At 67.2% G+C, this 16,352-nt stretch carries 13 protein-coding genes; 3 read left to right on the top strand and 10 right to left on the bottom strand.

Annotated elements, in window-relative coordinates; translation table 11 throughout:
• The 6 genes from IP86_RS27445 to IP86_RS27420 all read right to left on the bottom strand — a co-directional run.
• A partial coding sequence (locus IP86_RS27445; RefSeq protein WP_156332638.1) for an endonuclease domain-containing protein occupies positions 1-384 on the bottom strand: 384 nt, incomplete at its 3' end.
• 152 nt (positions 385-536) lie between these two features.
• On the bottom strand, positions 537-1,469 hold the full coding sequence (locus tag IP86_RS27440; RefSeq protein WP_054165625.1) for a glycine--tRNA ligase subunit alpha: 933 nt from the start codon (positions 1,467-1,469) through the stop codon (positions 537-539).
• A gap of 501 nt (positions 1,470-1,970) precedes the next feature.
• The gene (locus IP86_RS27435; RefSeq protein ID WP_054165624.1) at positions 1,971-2,159 is read right to left on the bottom strand and encodes a DUF4234 domain-containing protein; all 189 of its coding nucleotides are present in this window, start codon (positions 2,157-2,159) and stop codon (positions 1,971-1,973) included.
• Positions 2,160-2,268: 109 nt separating this feature from the next.
• A complete protein-coding gene (locus tag IP86_RS27430; RefSeq protein WP_054165623.1) occupies positions 2,269-3,177 on the bottom strand; it encodes a S49 family peptidase in 909 nt (302 codons plus the stop codon).
• A 351-nt stretch (positions 3,178-3,528) separates the two neighbouring features.
• Positions 3,529-4,314, bottom strand: a complete 786-nt coding sequence (locus tag IP86_RS27425) for a tRNA1(Val) (adenine(37)-N6)-methyltransferase (RefSeq protein ID WP_245290754.1) — start codon at positions 4,312-4,314, stop codon at positions 3,529-3,531.
• Positions 4,307-4,534, bottom strand: a complete 228-nt coding sequence (locus IP86_RS27420; protein WP_054165621.1) for a putative signal transducing protein — start codon at positions 4,532-4,534, stop codon at positions 4,307-4,309. The genes IP86_RS27425 and IP86_RS27420 overlap by 8 nt, the downstream gene beginning before the upstream one ends.
• 227 nt (positions 4,535-4,761) lie before the next feature.
• Between IP86_RS27420 and IP86_RS27415 the strand changes: the two genes are divergently transcribed.
• A complete protein-coding gene (locus IP86_RS27415; RefSeq protein ID WP_054165620.1) occupies positions 4,762-5,772 on the top strand; it encodes a polyprenyl synthetase family protein in 1,011 nt (336 codons plus the stop codon).
• A 172-nt stretch (positions 5,773-5,944) separates the two neighbouring features.
• On the opposite strand, the gene IP86_RS27410 is transcribed toward IP86_RS27415, so the two are convergent.
• The 3 genes from IP86_RS27410 to IP86_RS27400 form a co-directional block, all read right to left on the bottom strand.
• On the bottom strand, positions 5,945-6,844 hold the full coding sequence (locus tag IP86_RS27410) for a 4-(cytidine 5'-diphospho)-2-C-methyl-D-erythritol kinase (protein WP_054165619.1): 900 nt from the start codon (positions 6,842-6,844) through the stop codon (positions 5,945-5,947).
• Positions 6,845-7,028: 184 nt separating this feature from the next.
• Entirely contained in the window at positions 7,029-8,807 is a 1,779-nt protein-coding gene (locus tag IP86_RS27405) for a tetratricopeptide repeat protein (protein WP_054165626.1), read from the bottom strand.
• Between the two features lie 249 nt (positions 8,808-9,056).
• The gene (locus IP86_RS27400; RefSeq protein WP_054165618.1) at positions 9,057-10,715 is read right to left on the bottom strand and encodes an electron transfer flavoprotein-ubiquinone oxidoreductase; all 1,659 of its coding nucleotides are present in this window, start codon (positions 10,713-10,715) and stop codon (positions 9,057-9,059) included.
• 197 nt (positions 10,716-10,912) lie between these two features.
• Between IP86_RS27400 and IP86_RS27395 the strand changes: the two genes are divergently transcribed.
• Positions 10,913-11,752, top strand: coding sequence for a uracil-DNA glycosylase (locus tag IP86_RS27395; RefSeq protein ID WP_054165617.1), 840 nt, complete (start codon positions 10,913-10,915; stop codon positions 11,750-11,752).
• 617 nt (positions 11,753-12,369) lie between these two features.
• Positions 12,370-14,619: a TonB-dependent receptor gene (locus IP86_RS27390; RefSeq protein WP_245290753.1), complete on the top strand. Its 2,250-nt coding sequence runs from the start codon at positions 12,370-12,372 to the stop codon at positions 14,617-14,619.
• Positions 14,620-14,625: 6 nt separating this feature from the next.
• On the opposite strand, the gene IP86_RS27385 is transcribed toward IP86_RS27390, so the two are convergent.
• Entirely contained in the window at positions 14,626-16,134 is a 1,509-nt protein-coding gene (locus IP86_RS27385) for a glycosyltransferase family 39 protein (protein ID WP_054165615.1), read from the bottom strand.
• Positions 16,135-16,352 lie beyond the last annotated feature (218 nt).

The following is a 16,352-nucleotide window of genomic DNA, read 5'->3' as shown; positions in this document are numbered from 1 at the left end:
CGGTCGTGGCTCCCCTCCCCCTTGCGGGGAGGGGTCGGGGGTGGGGGGCAACGCGGACTGAATCTCGGCGAGAACACCATCCAGATTGCCGAGGACGTCGTTATTCCAGAAGCGCAGCACGCGATAACCGAGCGCTTCGATCTGTCGCGTGCGCGCCGCATCGGCATCGCGCTGACCGTCGTGCTGGCCGCCGTCGAGCTCGATCACCAACCTGGCGCCGCGGCTGGCGAAGTCGACGATGTAGGGCCCTATCGATGCTTGCCGGCGAAAGTGTGAGTTCGCCAGCACGACGTCGTGCCGCAAGCGCTGCCACAGCACGCGCTCGGCATCGGTCGGATTCTGGCGCATCGTGTGCGCGAAGTCACGCTGGCGATCGTTGGGCATCGCTGGCGATCCGAACATTGAACTCAGCATCCGTGGACCCCCACCCCCGACCCCTCCCCGCAAGGGGGAGGGGAGCAGGAGCGTCCTCGTTATCGTGCACCCCGCTCGCTACGCGAGCGACCCTCCCCCTCCAGGGGAGGGTAAGAAAGAACTTAGTCCGCCCTTCCCCCCTCGGTATGCAACCAAGCCTCGCCGCACGCCTTCGCCAATTCGCGCACACGCAGGATGTAGCTTTGGCGTTCCGTCACCGAGATCACGCCTCTTGCGTCGAGCAAATTGAAGACGTGGCTGGCCTTGATGCACTGGTCGTAGGCCGGCAGCGCCATGGCGTGGGCTTCGCGTTTGTCGCTGGTCCAGCCGGCGTCGAGATAGTTCTTGCAGGCGGCTTCGGCCATCTTGAATTGCTCGAACAGCATGTCGGTGTCGGCGACCTCGAAATTGTGCTTCGAGTATTCCTTCTCGGCCTGCAGGAAGACGTCGCCGTAGGTGACCTTGTCGGCGCCGTCGCGGCCGTTGAAGTTGAGGTCGTAGACGCGGTCGATGCCCTGGACGTACATCGCCAGCCGCTCGAGGCCGTAAGTGAGTTCGCCGGCAACCGGCGCGCATTCGACGCCGGCGACCTGCTGGAAGTAGGTGAACTGGCTGACTTCCATGCCGTCGCACCAGCACTCCCAGCCGAGGCCCCAGGCGCCCAGCGTCGGGCTTTCCCAATCGTCCTCGACGAAACGCACGTCGTGCAGCGCGGTGTCGACGCCGATCGCCTGCAGCGATTTCAGGTAGAGGTCCTGCAGATCCGGCGGCGACGGCTTCAGGATCACCTGGAACTGGTAGTAGTGCTGCAGCCGGTTGGGGTTCTCGCCGTAGCGGCCGTCCTTGGGACGGCGCGACGGCTGCACATAGGCGGCGTTCCAGCGTTTCGGGCCGAGCGCTCGCAGCGTGGTGGCCGGATGGAAGGTGCCGGCGCCGACCTCCATGTCGTAAGGCTGCAGGATCACGCAGCCGTAATCGGCCCAGAAACGCTGCAGCGTCAGGATCAGGCCCTGGAAGGAACGTTCCGGGCGCATGTGCGGAGGCGTCTGGTCCATGATCGGCTTTGAATTCACGAGGGTTTGGAAAGCGGGCGGACCGTATCGGCAGGGCCCCGGCAAATCAAGGCGATCCGGCCGGAATCAAGCGGTTAGCCGGCATCCGAGCCGCAGCGTCCGCGCGATCGGGACGCCGCGTTAACGGCCGCTTAACCATGCCGGCGAGGTCACTAACGGCAATTAACTTTCGTTAGCAATCTCTACCTAACCATACCGGGGTGGGATGGCGTGCGGCTGGGGAGCCGGGCGCGCAAGGACGGGAGACCTCAATGACGACGATTCAGATGATCGGCGCCCTGATGGTGGCGCTCACCGTCGCGCCGCTGCTCGGCGGCCAGATCCGGCGGCACTAACGATCGCGGCGCGGGCGGCGGTGCGCGGCCCCGCAACCTTCACGTTTGCAACCTCCAAGGTTGCCTGCCGGCCCCGAGGGTGATGCCCCGCCCCGGGGCCGGCGACGACTTCAAGCCGATGGAAATCTCGGGCGGGCCGGCGCGCGGCTCAGCCCGGGCGGTAGGCGCCGGTCACGGGGTCCTGGCGCAGCGTGGGAATCTCGGCCGGCTGTGGCTCGGCGAAGATCGCCGTGCGCACGTCGTCGAGCTCCTGATTGATTCGCCCGGCCGTCCGGAAGGCCCAGCGTACGACGGCGATGCCCACGAGGGTCCCGGCAAATACGAGCAGCGGCGGCATTGGTCGATCCTCATCTTCAGGTCACGTCACGCCCCGGTCTTCAGTTTCGCTGAATCGCCCGTTCCCCGCAATTCCCCCAGGCGGGGCGAAACGGCGCGCCGGAGATCTTCTAAAAGCCGTATTTGGCCCAGACGGCGCGCGCCTCCAGCGCCGAGATCAGCTGGTCCGGCAGCGCCGCAAAGCCGTCCAGCGACGCCTCCGCACCGGCGCCCGAGGATTTGCGCATGAAGCTGGACAGCAGCCCGGTCGGCGGCGCGATCACCGGCGTGCGCACCTTGTCACCAAACCGTGTGCGCAGCACGGCGCGCAGATCGCCGATCGCATCGCTGAGGCCGAGCGACACCGACGTGCCGCCGGCCCAGTACTCGCCGGAGAACAGCACGTCCTCGGGCCCTTTCAGCCGCGCGCCGCGGCTCTCCTTCACCAGCGCAATGAACAGCGCATGGATCTCCCGCTGCAGTGCCTTGATGCGCGCGACATCGCCGGGATCTTCCGGCAGGAACGGATCGAGCTGCGCCTTGTGTTCGCCCGCGGTGTAGAGCCGGCGCTCCACCCCGATCTTCTTGATCAGTTCGGTGAAGCCGAAGGTGCCGCCGACCACGCCGATCGAGCCGACGATCGACGACGGGTCACAGTAAATCTCGTCGGCCGCGCAGGCGATCATGTAGCCGCCGGACGCCGCGACGTCTTCGACGAAAGCATAGACCGGGATCTTCTTCTCGGCCGCCAGCGCGCGGATGCGTAGATAGATCAGCCGCGACTGCACCGGCGAGCCGCCCGGCGAATTGATCGCCAGCGCCACCGCCTTGGCATTGCGAGTCGCAAACGCGCGGTCGAGCAGCTTGGCGACACCGGCGAGACTGAGTCCGGGTCGCAGCGGCGTCACGGCCCCGATCGTCCCCGACAGGCGCACCACCGGCACAACCGGAATATCAGAGCGGAATCGTGCGGGAAGTAGTTTGCCGAGACCACCCAGCAGCCCCGAGGAGCTGCGGCCGTCAGCCGCCGGTTCGTTCATACAGTCACCCTAATGTTGCTCAGATTTGGTAGTTGATTTTCGTCGTGGTCTGGAACGCGTTTTGCATTGCACAGTTCATATAGGAAGCTGGCTGCAACGACGCAGCGGAGAGGATCATGAAAATCTATTTAGTGATGCTGCTGATCGGCGCGATCCTGGCCGCGGTGCATTTCACCGCGACACCTGACCGCAAGACTCTGCCGCAATAGGATTTTCCGGCGCCGGCCGGTGCGGCGTAGCAGCGCGCCGATCGGCCGTCCTGGTATCACGCCGCGGCCGCGGCGTGGACCATGACCATCGCAACCGGCGCACAGCGAGGTGCGCCGCAAGTCTGCATAATTTGCCGAGTGCCTACGGGAAGATGGACGGCGCCGGCAAAATCTGCTCGCCCGCCAGCACCGCCCGGGCCAGCGCCGTCGGACAGCCGTCGTCGCCGTTCAACGCGAGCGGCGCGCCGATCTGCAACGGTGCGCGGCTTCCCTTCACCGCCTGAACCAGAATCCGGATCGCCGGCTCCTGCAGCCGGCCATGGACCGCGACGATGCGGATCGCGCCAAAGCCGCGGCGCAGCGCCTCGAGCACATCCGCGAGGCCGTCGGCTCGCCAGATCAGGCTGAGGGTGCCGCCGGACCGCAGCGCGCGCCTTGCGGCGTGAATCCAACACTCCAGCGTGGTCGGACTTGCGACATGGGCGGTCCGGCGCGCCGCATCCGGCGAACCGCGATGCCGGGCCGGATCGTTGAAGGGCGGGTTCATCAGCACGATGTCGGCGGCATCCGGGACGAGCCCGACAGCCGCGTGGGCGGCGGCCCCGGCTGTGACGTCCAGCACGGTCACGCGCGCCGGAATCCCGTTGGCCGATGCATTGTGCTCGGCGAGCCCGGCGAGGCCGGGGGCGAGTTCGGCCATCACCAGATCGAGCCCGCCGACGCGGCTGGCGAGCGCGAGCCCGGCTGTGCCGACGCCGGCGCCGAATTCCACCACCCGATCCCCCGCCCGCGCCGGCGTCGCCGCGGCCAGCAGGATCGCATCATGGCCGGCGCGATGCCCGGCGACCGGTTGCCGGAGCCGCAGCCGGCCGCCGAGGAAGCCATCGTCGGTGGTCGCGGCCGCTTCGGCCATTTCGCGCTCAGGCATCGCCGCGGAGTTCGTGGGCGAGGCCGGCGTCCGTCAAAACCTGACGCGCGGCCCGCACATCATCCGAATGGACGAGAACCCGCCGCGGAATGATGCCGACCGAGCCCTCCAGGACACTCATGTTCTGATCCATCACCAGATAATCGATCTCGGCGCCGTCCAGCAGCGCCCCGATCGCCGAAAGCAGCACCACGTCATTGGTCCGCACCAGTTCCTGCAACCTTGCGCCTCCCCTGATCCCTGCATTATAGCTCCCCACAATCGTCGCGGGCGAGCGGCACGTTTCGCGGCCGGTCCGGTCCCATGCTATAATGGACGTCCCCGTCGAAGAGCGAAATTGTCGGCCGCTGCGCGCCGATATCCGAATTCGCCTCCGAGCACCGAAATTGAGGAGGTTTTCGCGCGGACGCGCTGTGCCGAAAACCTCTGTCACTGTGGAGACCCAGCGTGGCCGTGATCGTCCCCTTCGAAGGCCCTTCGTCCGCGTCGATCGACCAATTGGTCGGGCTCGTCGCCGCCGACATGGAGCGGGTCAACGCCACCATCCTGTCGCGGACGGGCTCCGACGTCACCATGATCCCGGAGGTCGCCAACCATTTGATCTCGTCGGGCGGCAAGCGACTGCGGCCGATGCTGACGCTGGCGATGGCCAACCTCACCGGCTACAGCGGCGACGGCCACATCAAGCTCGCCGCCGCGGTCGAGTTCATGCACACCGCCACGCTGCTGCATGACGACGTCGTCGACGAGAGCGAGATGCGCCGCGGCAAGAAATCGGCGCGGATGCTGTGGGGCAACGAGGCCAGCGTGCTGGTCGGCGACTTCCTGCTCGGCCAGGCGTTCCGGATGATGGTCGAGGTCGGCTCGCTGCGCGCGCTCGACATTCTCTCGGCCGCGTCGGCGACGATCGCCGAGGGCGAAGTGATGCAACTCGCCGCCGCCAAGAACACCGCCACCACCGAGGACGAATATCTCGCGGTGATCCGCGGCAAGACCGCCGAGCTGTTCGCCGCGGCCTGCGAGGTCGGCCCGGCGATCGCCGAGCGGCCGAAGGCGCAGCAATCGGCCTGCCGCTCGTTCGGGATGAATCTCGGCATCGCCTTCCAGCTGGTCGACGACGTGCTCGACTACGGCGGCAAGGCCGCCAAGCTCGGCAAGAACGTCGGCGACGATTTTCGCGAGGGCAAGATCACGCTGCCGGTGGTGCTGGCGTTCCGCCGTGGCAACGACGCCGAGCGCGAGTTCTGGGTGCGGGCGCTGGAGAAGGGCGACATCACCGACGCCGATCTCGATCAGGCGATCGGATTGATGACCAAGCACCGCGCGCTCGAAGACACCATCCAGCGCGCCCACCACTACGGCGCGATGGCGGTCGATGCCCTGGCGCTGTTCCCGTCGTCGCCGATGAAGACGGCGCTGGAGCAGGTCGTGGCATTCTGCCTGGCGCGGTCGCACTGAGCGACGCGGCCACCACAGCACCAATCGTCATCCCCCGCGCATGCGGGGGACCCAGTATTCCAGAGCGCTAAAGGTGAAGCGAAGCGGCGCAGCTTGCGCCGCTCTTCACCATCGCGAGTACTCTGGAATACTGGGTCGCCCGGACAAGCCGGGCGATGACCTCTGTAACTAATCAGCTCAGCGCGCCGGCGTGGACCCACCAGCCGGGGTGCGCGGCCTTCAGCGCCTCGGCGCCCGCGGCGGCATCCGCATCGTCCTCGAACAGCGCGAAGCAGGTGGCGCCGGAGCCGGACATGCGGGCGAGCTGCACGCCCGGCAGTGCGCCGAGCGCCTGCAGCACCTCGCCGACCACCGGCTCGACCTTGAGGGCCGGCGCCTCGAGATCGTTGGTGCCGCGCGCCACGGCCTTGATCCAATCGGCTGCCGACGCGCCGTCCTTCGGCCAGCCCGTCGAACGCAGCACATCGGCGATGCCGACATTGAGCTGACCGGCGCGCAGGCCGAGCGCTGTGAAAACATCCTTGGTGGCCACCGGCAGCCGCGGATTGACCAGCACGGCGGGCAGCCGCGGCAGCGGCAGCGGCGACAGGTTGTCGCCGACGCCGGTCATGACGCAGGGCTGCGACGGCAGGCAGACCGGCACGTCGGCGCCGGTGAGCCGGGCGGCCTCGATCAGACGCGGATCATCGGAGGCGAGATCGTTGGCGCGCGCGAGCAGCCGCAGCGCTGCGGCTGCGTCGGCCGAGCCGCCGCCGATGCCGGCCGCGACCGGCAGGTGCTTGTCGAGCACGAATGCGCCGGTGCGCAAACCGGGCACGCGCTCGGCGAGCAGCCGCGTCGCCTTCAGCACCAGATTGTCTGCAGTGTCGCCGCAGTCCTGCGCGCCCGGCCCCACGGTGACGAGGCCGAGGTCTTCCCCCGGGTGCAGCGTCAGGCGGTCGGCGCAGTCGGCGAACGCCACCACGCTTTCGAGGTCGTGATAGCCGTCGACCCGCCGCCCAACGACGCGCAGCGTGAGATTGACCTTGGCACGCGCCAGATCGCTCAACGTGATCGCAGAACCGTTACTCAATGAAGGCCCCCCAGCCCATCATCACAACCGTCGAAAGCTCCGGATGCGCCGTCCGACCACAGCCGCGGCGACGACGCAATCCAGCCTTTGTGCCCAATCCATCGGGAGCATGGCTGCAGCGCCTGCTGCGTCGGCCCGCTCGCGCCAGAGCAGCGCGCCGAAGCGGCAGCCGGCGGCAGGGCGGCTAGCCGCCCTTGCCGTCTTCCTTCTTCTTCTCGGCCGCCGCGGCCGACGAGGTGTCGTCGGGCAGGCCGTTGGCGAGCTTGGCCTCGATCTTCGGCAGTTCGTCCGGATCGGGCTTGAGGTCGCGGGCATGGGCCCACTGGAAGCGGGCTTCCAGCGTGCGGCCGACGCGCCAATAGGCGTCGCCGAGATGCTCGTTGATGGTCGGATCTTCGGGCTTCAGGTCGATCGCCCGCTCCAGCGTCTTGACCGCTTCTTCGTAGTTGCCGATGCGATAGTAAGCCCAGCCGAGCGAATCCACGATGTAACCGTCGTCGGGACGCTGATCCACGGCCCGCTTGATCATCTTCATGGCTTCGTCGAGGTTGATGCCCTGGTCGATCCAGGAATAGCCGAGATAGTTCAGCACGTGCGGCTGCTCGGGCTGCATCGACAGCGCCTTCTTCATGTCGACTTCGGCCTTGGCCCACTGCTTGGAGCGCTCCTCGCAGATGCCACGGAAGTAGTAATACACCCAGCTGTTCTTCTCGGCGCCGGTCAGCGCGTCGATGCCCTGCGAGTAGGTCACCGCGCAGTCGGCGAATTTCTTGCGGCCGCGCTCGATATTGCCGAGCGCCATGATCGCCTCGAGGTCCTTGTTGTCCTCGGCGATCACCGTCTTCAGGATCTTGATCGCGTCCTCGCTGCGATCCACCGCGTCGAGATCGGTGGCGAGCTGGATCTGGGCATTGCGCTTCAGCGGCGAACTCGCCGGGACGCGCTCATAGACCTTCACGGCCATCGCCGGCTTCTTCACCGACTCGTAGAGGTCGCCGAGCGCCAGCAGCGCCAGCGCATGATCCGGCTGCAGATAGAGCGCGAGCTGCAGATAGACCAGCGCCAGATCTTCGCCGCCGCGGCGGGTCAGCGACGCGCCGATGCCGTACAGCGCCTCGGCGGCACCGGCCTGCGGACTATCGACCAGCGGCGACAGCTTCTTGCCCGCACGCACTTCGCGCAGACCGTCGATCACCAGCGGATGGCGCGACAGTTTCTTGTCGAAGTTCTCGTAGACGGCGGCGGCCGCCGCCTCGTCCTTGTTGCGCGACAGCCAGCGCGCATAGGCGTCCATCACCCGCAGCGCCGAATCGTCGAGCTTGTAGGCGCGCTCGAACCGCGCGCCGGCGTCCTTCTGCTTGTTGGCGAGTTCGAGGATCATGCCGGAATGCAGATCCTTGAAGATCGGATACCATTCGGGGCCGGCCAGCTTGTCGATATTCGCCACCGCGCCCTTGACGTCGCCGGCACCTTCCATCGCCCAGCTCGACAGCAGCGTGGCGACCAGATCGGTGATCGGGCCGCGCACCGACAGGTTGATGTTCTGGACCGCCGAGGCGTACTTCTTGGTCTTGAGATCGCGGACGCCGAGCACCAGGCGTGCCACGCGATTGGTCTTGTCGATCTTGAGGATGCGATCGGCGAGCTTGACCGACTCCTCGATGTTGCCTTCCGCCAGCGAGGCGATGAAGGCGCGGTCGAGCAGCTCGTTGTTCTTCGGATCGGTGCGCAGGGCGGAGCGGTAGAACGCCGCCGCGGCGGCCGCATCGCGTTCGACGCTGGCGTGGCGGGCCGCCAGATAGCTGCCGGCCGTGGTCATCGACCGCAGATCCTGGCTGCTCGGAAACTGTGCGGCGTTGTCGGCCGGATGATCCGGGGTCTGCGCCATCGCCTGGCCGGCGAGCGGCAGAGCCGCCACAGTCAGGGCGACAGCCATCGAGCGACGGAATCGATGAAGAAGCATCAAGTTGCCTAGCTCCAGGAAAGGGCTCGGATGTCCCGGCCGCCGAGCCGGCAGCGTCTGGCCGATGACAATGCCGGTTTTGGCGCCCAACCGCAAGGATCGGCCCCCGGCACGCATCGCACCGGCCGCCCCGCAAAGTGTCGCGGCACGGCCCTCGATCGGATTGAGACGGTGGCAACATGGCAGGATCGTGACCGGCGCCGGCGTTAGGCCGCGCGACCGCTCACGTCCTCGTGGTCGAAGACCTTCTTACATGCCCTGATAATTCGGTCCGCCACCGCCTTCGGGCGGGACCCAGGTGATGTTGCCGTTCGGATCCTTGATGTCGCAGGTTTTGCAGTGGACGCAGTTCTGCGCATTGATGACGAAGCGCGGCCCGGTGGGCTCCTCGACCCACTCATACACCGCTGCGGGGCAATAGCGGCCCGACGGGCCGGCGAAGACGTCGTGCTCCGACTTCTTCTGCAGCTCCATGTCGGCGACCTTCAGGTGCACCGGCTGGTCTTCCTCGTGATTGGTGTTCGACAGAAACACCGAGGACAGCCGGTCGAAGGTCAGCTTGCCGTCCGGCTTCGGGCCGGGATGCGGCTGGTGCGACTTGGCGGGATCGAGCGTCGACTTGTCCGGCTTGCCGTGCGACAGCGTCCCGAACACCGAGAAGCCCAAAGTCGAGCACCACATTTCGAAGCCGGCCAGCACCACGCCGACCGCGGTGCCGAACTTCGACCACAGCGGCTTGACGTTGCGAATCCGGAACAGATCGCGGCCGATCGCGGAATCGCGCCAGGACTCCTCGTAGCTCGCGACCTCGTCGTTGCTGCGGCCGGCCGCCAGCGCCGCGGCGATATGCTCGGCCGCCAGCATGCCCGAGCCGATCGCGTTGTGGACGCCCTTGATGCGCGGCACGTTGACGAAGCCGGCGGCGCAGCCGACCAGCGCGCCGCCCGGGAAGGTCAGGCGCGGCACCGACTGCCAGCCGCCCTCGGTGATGGCGCGCGCGCCGTAGGAGATGCGCTTGCCGCCCTCGAAGATCGGCGCCACCGAACGGTGCGTCTTGAACTTCTGGAACTGATCGAACGGTGACAGATAAGGATCGTCGTAATTCAGATGCACGACGAAGCCGACCGCCACCAGATTGGTGCCGTAGTGATACAGGAACGAGCCGCCGCCGACATTGTTGCTGAGCGGCCAGCCGAACGAATGCGCGATCCGGCCCTTGCGATGCTTCGCCGGATCGATCTCCCAGACTTCCTTCAGGCCGATGCCGAATTTCGGCGGGTCGCTGTCCTTGTCGAGCTTGTATTTGGCGATCAGCTGCTTCGACAGGCTGCCACGCGCGCCTTCGGCGAACAGCGTGTACTTGCCGAGCAGCTCCATGCCACGGGTGTAGGAATCCTTCGGCTGGCCGTCGCGGCCGATGCCCATGTCGCCGGTGGCGATGCCGCGGACTTCGCCGTTGTCGCCGTACAGCACTTCGCTCGCCGCAAAGCCCGGATAGATCTCGACGCCGAGTTCCTCGGCCTTCGGCCCGAGCCAGCGGCACAGGTCACCTAGCGAACCGATGAAGTTCTTATGATTGTCGAGCATCGGCGGCACCATGATGTTTGGCACCTTGAAGGCCTTGTCCGACGTCATCACGTAGAAATGGTCGTCCTCGACATGGGTCTTGAGCGGGCAGCTCTCGTCCTCGCGCCAGCCCGGCATCAGCTTGTCGAGCGGCGTCACGTCGATGACCGCACCGGAGAGGATATGCGCGCCGACTTCCGAGCCCTTCTCGACCACGACCACCGACAGCTCCGGGTTGAGCTGTTTCAGGCGAATGGCCGAAGCCAGCCCCGAAGGACCCGCACCCACGATCACAACGTCGAATTCCATCGATTCGCGGGGCGGTAGCGTTTCGTCGCTCATCTATTTTCTCGCAGGGACAGTCTTGAACGTTTCCAGCCGGTGTTCTTTCTTATTTTTCCCGGAAGGACAACCACCCAAATGTACCTGCCGCCCCATCGTTCCGGCTTTCATGCCGCGTTTTTCTCGGGCACAGTTCGCTGTGCGAAACCTTCGGCACCGTCTGGTCGCCTTCCCCTCCCGCATCGATCGCCAAGTCCATGACGCCTGAACCTGCGCCGAGCCTGCGACAATTGCTGGCGTTCTACCTCGACGCCGGGGTGGACTGCGCGCTCAACGACGAGCCGGTGAACCGGCTGCTGGACGAGGAGATCGCCGCGCCGGTCCAGACCGAGCCACGCGAAGCCCCGGCGCGCGAAGAATCCAGGCGTGCGCAGCCATCGCCCGCGCCGCGCCTCGGCGCCACGCCGCCCTCGCCCGAGGCCGCGATCGTGTCGGCACGCGAGGCGGCCGCGACGGCGCCGACGCTCGACGCGTTGCGCGCATTGATGGAACAGTTCGACGGATGCGCGCTGCGAGCGACGGCGACTCGGCTGGTGTTCGCCGACGGCAACCCGCAGGCGCGGCTGATGCTGGTCGGCGAAGCGCCCGGCCGCGACGAGGACATCGAAGGGCGGCCGTTCGTCGGCCGCTCGGGCAAGCTGCTCGACCTGATGCTCGCCGCCATCGGGCTCGACCGCAGCAAGGTCTACATCGCCAACGTGATCCCGTGGCGGCCGCCGGGCAATCGCACGCCGACGCCGCAGGAGATCCAGATCTGCCTGCCCTTCATCCAGCGTCAGGTCGAGCTGGTGAACCCGGACATCGTGATGACGCTGGGCAATCCGGCGACGCAGACGCTGCTGCAGACGCGCGAGGGCATCATGAAGTCGCGCGGGCGCTGGACCGACTACAACACCGGCACTCGCACGATCCGGGCGATCGCCACATTCCATCCCGCCTATCTGCTGCGCTCGCCGGCGTACAAACGCATGACGTGGATGGATTTGCGCGCGGTGGCGCAGGCGCTCGAAGCCTTGCCCGGCAAGGCGGCGAATTAGAGCTGCTCGATTTCCTCATCGAAGCGATATCGCCCGACCCAAAATCAGTCTGCGTTTTCCGTCATTGCGAGCGAAGCGAAGCAATCCATAAGCGCCGCGCACGAACCCCTGGATTGCTTCGTCGCTTCGCTCCTCGCAATGACGACATTCGAGCCGCATTTCACGGATCGAATTTCCGGCCAGGCTCTGAGCAGCCTGGCCAAGCCGGGCGTCTCGAAGGACGGGGCCACTCCGCCCGTTTCAAAAGATAGAAACTATCTAGTCTGGGTTCCGGCTGATTGACGATCGTACCTTGCTACCGCATCAAAGCTGCGGGGCTGGAACAACGATGAGTTCGTCGGAAGACGACCGAGGCGGCGCTCGGGCTCCTATTCACCGGATGCAGGTGTCGTTTCGTTCGGGGCCACCGCTGCAGAGTGTCCTCGCCGATCAGCATCACCAACGCCCGAGCGTGCGCTCGGGCGCGTGATGAACGCTGCCCGATGGTGGAGCGGCGACAACCGTCACCGTGAACCTGTTCTCCGATGGTTGCGCTCACAGCGAACTATCAAGTCTCACCGCGCCGACTCCGGCCAGTATCAGGATTGTCCATGTATCGTTGCCGAGCGCTTGGCGGCGTGAGCCTGCTTGTCCTCTTCGCATCGCTGACGGCCGCGCCGTCCGCATCACATGCCCAGTCCGCACCCGCGTCGGGCGCGATGCTGCCGCCGGTGTCGGTGGATGCGCCGCGCGCGGCGCGCGCCAAGCCGGTGGTGGCTCGTCGCAGCGGCGGCGCAGCCGCGCGACGGCAAACCACCCGCGCCGCACCGCCTCCCGCTCAGCCGGCAGCCGCCGCCCTCGTGCAGCCCAGCACGGCCTCCGACGCGAAACGGCCCGCGGCGTTCGCGGGCGGCCAGGTTGCCCGCGGCAGCCGGCTCGGCATGCTCGGCAATGCCGACACGTTCAAGTCGCCGTTCGCCACCGCGAGCTACACCAACGATGCGATCCGCAATCAGCAGGCCTCGACGGTCGCCGACGCGCTGCTGCTCGATCCGTCGGTGCGCGTGACCAGCCCGGTCGGCGGCATGGTCGATTCGTTCTACATCCGCGGCTTCCCGATCGCCGAAGGCACCTCGGGCGAGGTCGCGTTCGACGGCGTCTACGGGGTTGCGCCGAACTTCCGCACCTTCAACGACTATGTCGAGCGGATCGAAGTGTTCAAAGGCCCGGCCGCGATGCTGTCCGGCGTGTCGCCGAACGGCGGCGTCGGCGGCGTGATCAACGTGGTGCCGAAGCGCGCCGAGGCCGATCTCAGCCGCATCGGCGTCGGCTATGTGTCGAACGGCTTCGTCAGCACCAATGTCGACGTCGCGCGGCGGTTCGGCGATCAGCGCGAATTCGGCCTGCGCTTCAACGGCCGGATCGGCGGCGGCGGCACCGCGATCGATCATCAGTCGGATCGGCTGCAGGTCGGCTCGCTGGCGTTCGACTATCAGGGCGAACGCTATCGCACCTGGTTGTACGGCTTCACCCAGAACGAACACATCAAGGCGCCGGTGCGGCCGTTCACGATCTCCAGCGGGCTGCAGATCCCGACCGCGCCGAACGCGACCAACAACCTCACGCAGTCGTGGGAATGGTCGAACATTCGCGAATCCTCGGTGCTGTGGAAGAACGAATTCGATCTCAGCGACAGCGTCACCGTGTTCGGCAATATCGGCGGCTCGAAGACCAACGCCGAGCGGTTCTTCGGCCTGCCGAACATCATCAATGCCCGCGGCGACACCTCGACCACGCCGCAATACTACAATCTCGACGTCAACCGCTTCACCGTCGACGGCGGTGTCCGCGCCAAATTCGACACCGGCTTCGTGCAGCACGCCGTCGTGCTGCAGGCGTCGCATTATCAGGACGAGCAGTATCGCGCGCTGCCGGCCGGCAAGGCGTATCTGTCCAACATCTACACACCGGTGCTGCAGCCCGAGCAGAGCTACACCATTCCGTCGTTCAAGCCGCGGCTGTCCGACACCACGCTCAATGGCGTCGCGCTTGCCGATACGATGTCGGTGCTGAACGACCGCGTAATGCTGACCCTTGGCGTGCGGCAGCAACAGGTGATCGCGCACAACTTCTCGACCACCACCGGGGCGCAAACCTCGTCCTACGACAAGTCGGCGACCACGCCGATGGCCGGCATCGTGGTGCGACCGATCGAGCATCTGTCGCTCTACGCCAATTTCATCGAGGGCCTCAGCCGCGGCGACACTGCGCCGCTCACCGCGCGCAATTCCGGCGAAGTGCTGGCGCCCTACCGCACCAAGCAATACGAGACCGGCGCCAAGCTCGACCTCGGCCGGATCGGTGCGACGCTGGCGTTCTTCCAGATCACCAAGCCGAACGGCGACCTCAACAACGGCCTCTATTCGGCCAGCGGCGAGCAGCGCGTGCGCGGCACCGAGCTCAGCCTGTTCGGCGAGATCGCGCCCGGCGTCCGCACCGTCGGCGGCGTGACGCTGTTCGACGGCGAAGTGACGCAGACCGCGACCGTCGCGAATATCGGCAAGACGCCGATCGGCGTGCCGAGCGTGCAGATCAACATGACGGGCGAATGGGACCTGCCGATGCTGGCCGGCACGACGCTGACCGGCACCGTGGTCCACACCGGCCGGCAGTTCGTCAACGGCAGCAACACGCAAATGCTGCCGGCCTGGACCCGCGTCGATCTCGGCGCGCGCTACGTCACTTACATCGAAGGCCGCAAGACCACGTTCCGCGGCACGGTGCAGAACGTCGGCGGCACCGATTACTGGGCCGGCGTCGCGTCGTTCGGCACCTTCGCGCTCGGCACGCCGCGAGTCTATATGCTGTCGCTGGACGTGGAACTGTAGGCGCGGTCAACGCCCGTGCGGCCGCACGATCGCCCAGCCGATGCGCAGCAGCGGCTGACGGCCGTTGATCAACCGGTCGAACGGGCGCGGCAGTTCGGGCACGATCTCGGGAAACCGCGCCACGATGTCCGGCGGCGGCTTGCCGGCGGTGTCGGCGGCGCGCCAGACCACGATGCCGCCGTGCTCCCTGAAGCTCTCGGCCGTCACCCACGGCGTGCGCGACGGCGTCGCGTCGAGGAACAGATGCGGCCGTGACGCGCCCATCGCGATCAGCCCGGCCAATTCCGGATCGCCCGCCACCGCAGGCAGCGGACGGCCGGTGCGGCGTTCGAAGCTCTCGCCGAAATAACGCGCGATGTCCTTGGCGGGCAGCGATGTCGGCAGGCTGGTCGGGCTCAGCCAGGGCTGCACGATCGCGCCCAGCATCACCACCGCCGCCGGCGCCGCGACCAGCGCCGCCCAGGCGGTGCGCAGCACGCGCTGCCGGCGCAGAGGGATCACGTCGCCGGTCGCCATCACCACCGCGAGGCCGACCATCAATAGCGCGATGCCCGGCCCGCCGATCACGTGCGGCAGCCCGAACACGCCGGCCGCGATGCAGCCGAGCAGCGCCGGCGCCAGCGCGAAGACGTAAACATAGCGCCGCGCCAGCGGGTCGACCGGGGCGCGCAGCACCGACGGCGCATCGTCCGGCCGCGGATCGAACCGCCGCGTATTGAGCAGCACCAGCAGCACGACGCCGCCGGCTGCGAGCACCAGGCCGCCGAGCAATCCCGCCCCCAGCCACGCGCGCGGCGCGAGATCGGCCGGTGCGGGGAGCGGCGGCAGCGCGAACAGATCGGCGCGCATCAGCCAGATGCCGTAAGGCAGCACCAGCACCGCCACCACCAGCAGGGCGAACAGCGGATCGAGCGACCACAGCGCCCGGCGGCCACGCGCCGTGGCGAGCGCGAAACCGATCGGCAACAGCAACAGGACAGGCGCCGCCACCGTCGTCAGCAGCAGCAGGCCGATCTCGATCGACAGCGCGAACCAGGCGCTGCGGCGGCCGCGGCCGATCACCTCCCAGCCGTGCCACAGCACCAGCGCCCACAGCGGCCGGGCCAGCACCAGCGGTCCGAACTCGACGCCGGGTTCGGCGAAGGCGGTGATGGTCGAGGTCAGCAGTACCGCGATCACCGCATGCTGCGCGCCGACCATGCTGCGCGCGAGCTTGAACAGCGCGTAGAACGTGACGACGAAGCAGAGCTGCGCCAGCACATACACGCCGATGATGTGGCCGCCGGCGGCGCGGAACGCGATGTCGGCCAGCCAGAATGCCAGCGGCGGACCGAGGTCGGTGCCGACCTGATACTCGTGGCCGTAGGCGAGCACGGTGGCGAGATTGCCCGGCGGGCTGGCAAAGAACAGCACCGGCGCCAGCACCCACAGCAGCGCCTGCGCCGACACCACCAGCCAGAACACCAGCCGCGGCCGGGCGCGGATCAGTTCGATGATCAGGGAAGCGAAGCGCATAACGGCCCAGCGGAGTTCGGTCCGCTCGTGATAGAGCCCGCCGCTAGCGCAGGCAACCGGCTTGGCCGTTCCGGCATGACAGCAGGGATTATAGCCGATGAAAGCAAGCGGGAGCCGCGATGACCACCCTCCCCTGGAGGGGGAGGGTCGCGCGCGTCAGCGAGCGGGGTGGGGTGGCGAAGAGTTCATCCGCTCTGCCCGCGGCTCACCCCCCCCCC

The organism is Rhodopseudomonas sp. AAP120, assembly GCF_001295845.1.
Taxonomy (GTDB): Bacteria; Pseudomonadota; Alphaproteobacteria; order Rhizobiales; family Xanthobacteraceae; genus Rhodopseudomonas.
The sequence above is the reverse complement of the archived record's forward strand: the minus strand, read 5'-3'. Positions and strand labels throughout refer to the sequence as shown.

Excerpts from the sequence above, each read along its gene's own strand:
- IP86_RS27395 (WP_054165617.1), top strand. The coding sequence starts at position 10,913 with ATGACGCCTGAACCTGCGCCGAGCCTGCGACAATTGCTGGCGTTCTAC.
- IP86_RS27440 (WP_054165625.1), bottom strand. The coding sequence starts at position 1,469 with ATGGACCAGACGCCTCCGCACATGCGCCCGGAACGTTCCTTCCAGGGC.
- IP86_RS27435 (WP_054165624.1), bottom strand. The coding sequence starts at position 2,159 with ATGCCGCCGCTGCTCGTATTTGCCGGGACCCTCGTGGGCATCGCCGTC.
- IP86_RS27385 (WP_054165615.1), bottom strand. The coding sequence starts at position 16,134 with ATGCGCTTCGCTTCCCTGATCATCGAACTGATCCGCGCCCGGCCGCGG.
- IP86_RS27400 (WP_054165618.1), bottom strand. The coding sequence starts at position 10,715 with ATGAGCGACGAAACGCTACCGCCCCGCGAATCGATGGAATTCGACGTT.
- IP86_RS27405 (WP_054165626.1), bottom strand. The coding sequence starts at position 8,807 with ATGCTTCTTCATCGATTCCGTCGCTCGATGGCTGTCGCCCTGACTGTG.
- IP86_RS27425 (WP_245290754.1), bottom strand. The coding sequence starts at position 4,314 with ATGCCTGAGCGCGAAATGGCCGAAGCGGCCGCGACCACCGACGATGGC.
- IP86_RS27430 (WP_054165623.1), bottom strand. The coding sequence starts at position 3,177 with ATGAACGAACCGGCGGCTGACGGCCGCAGCTCCTCGGGGCTGCTGGGT.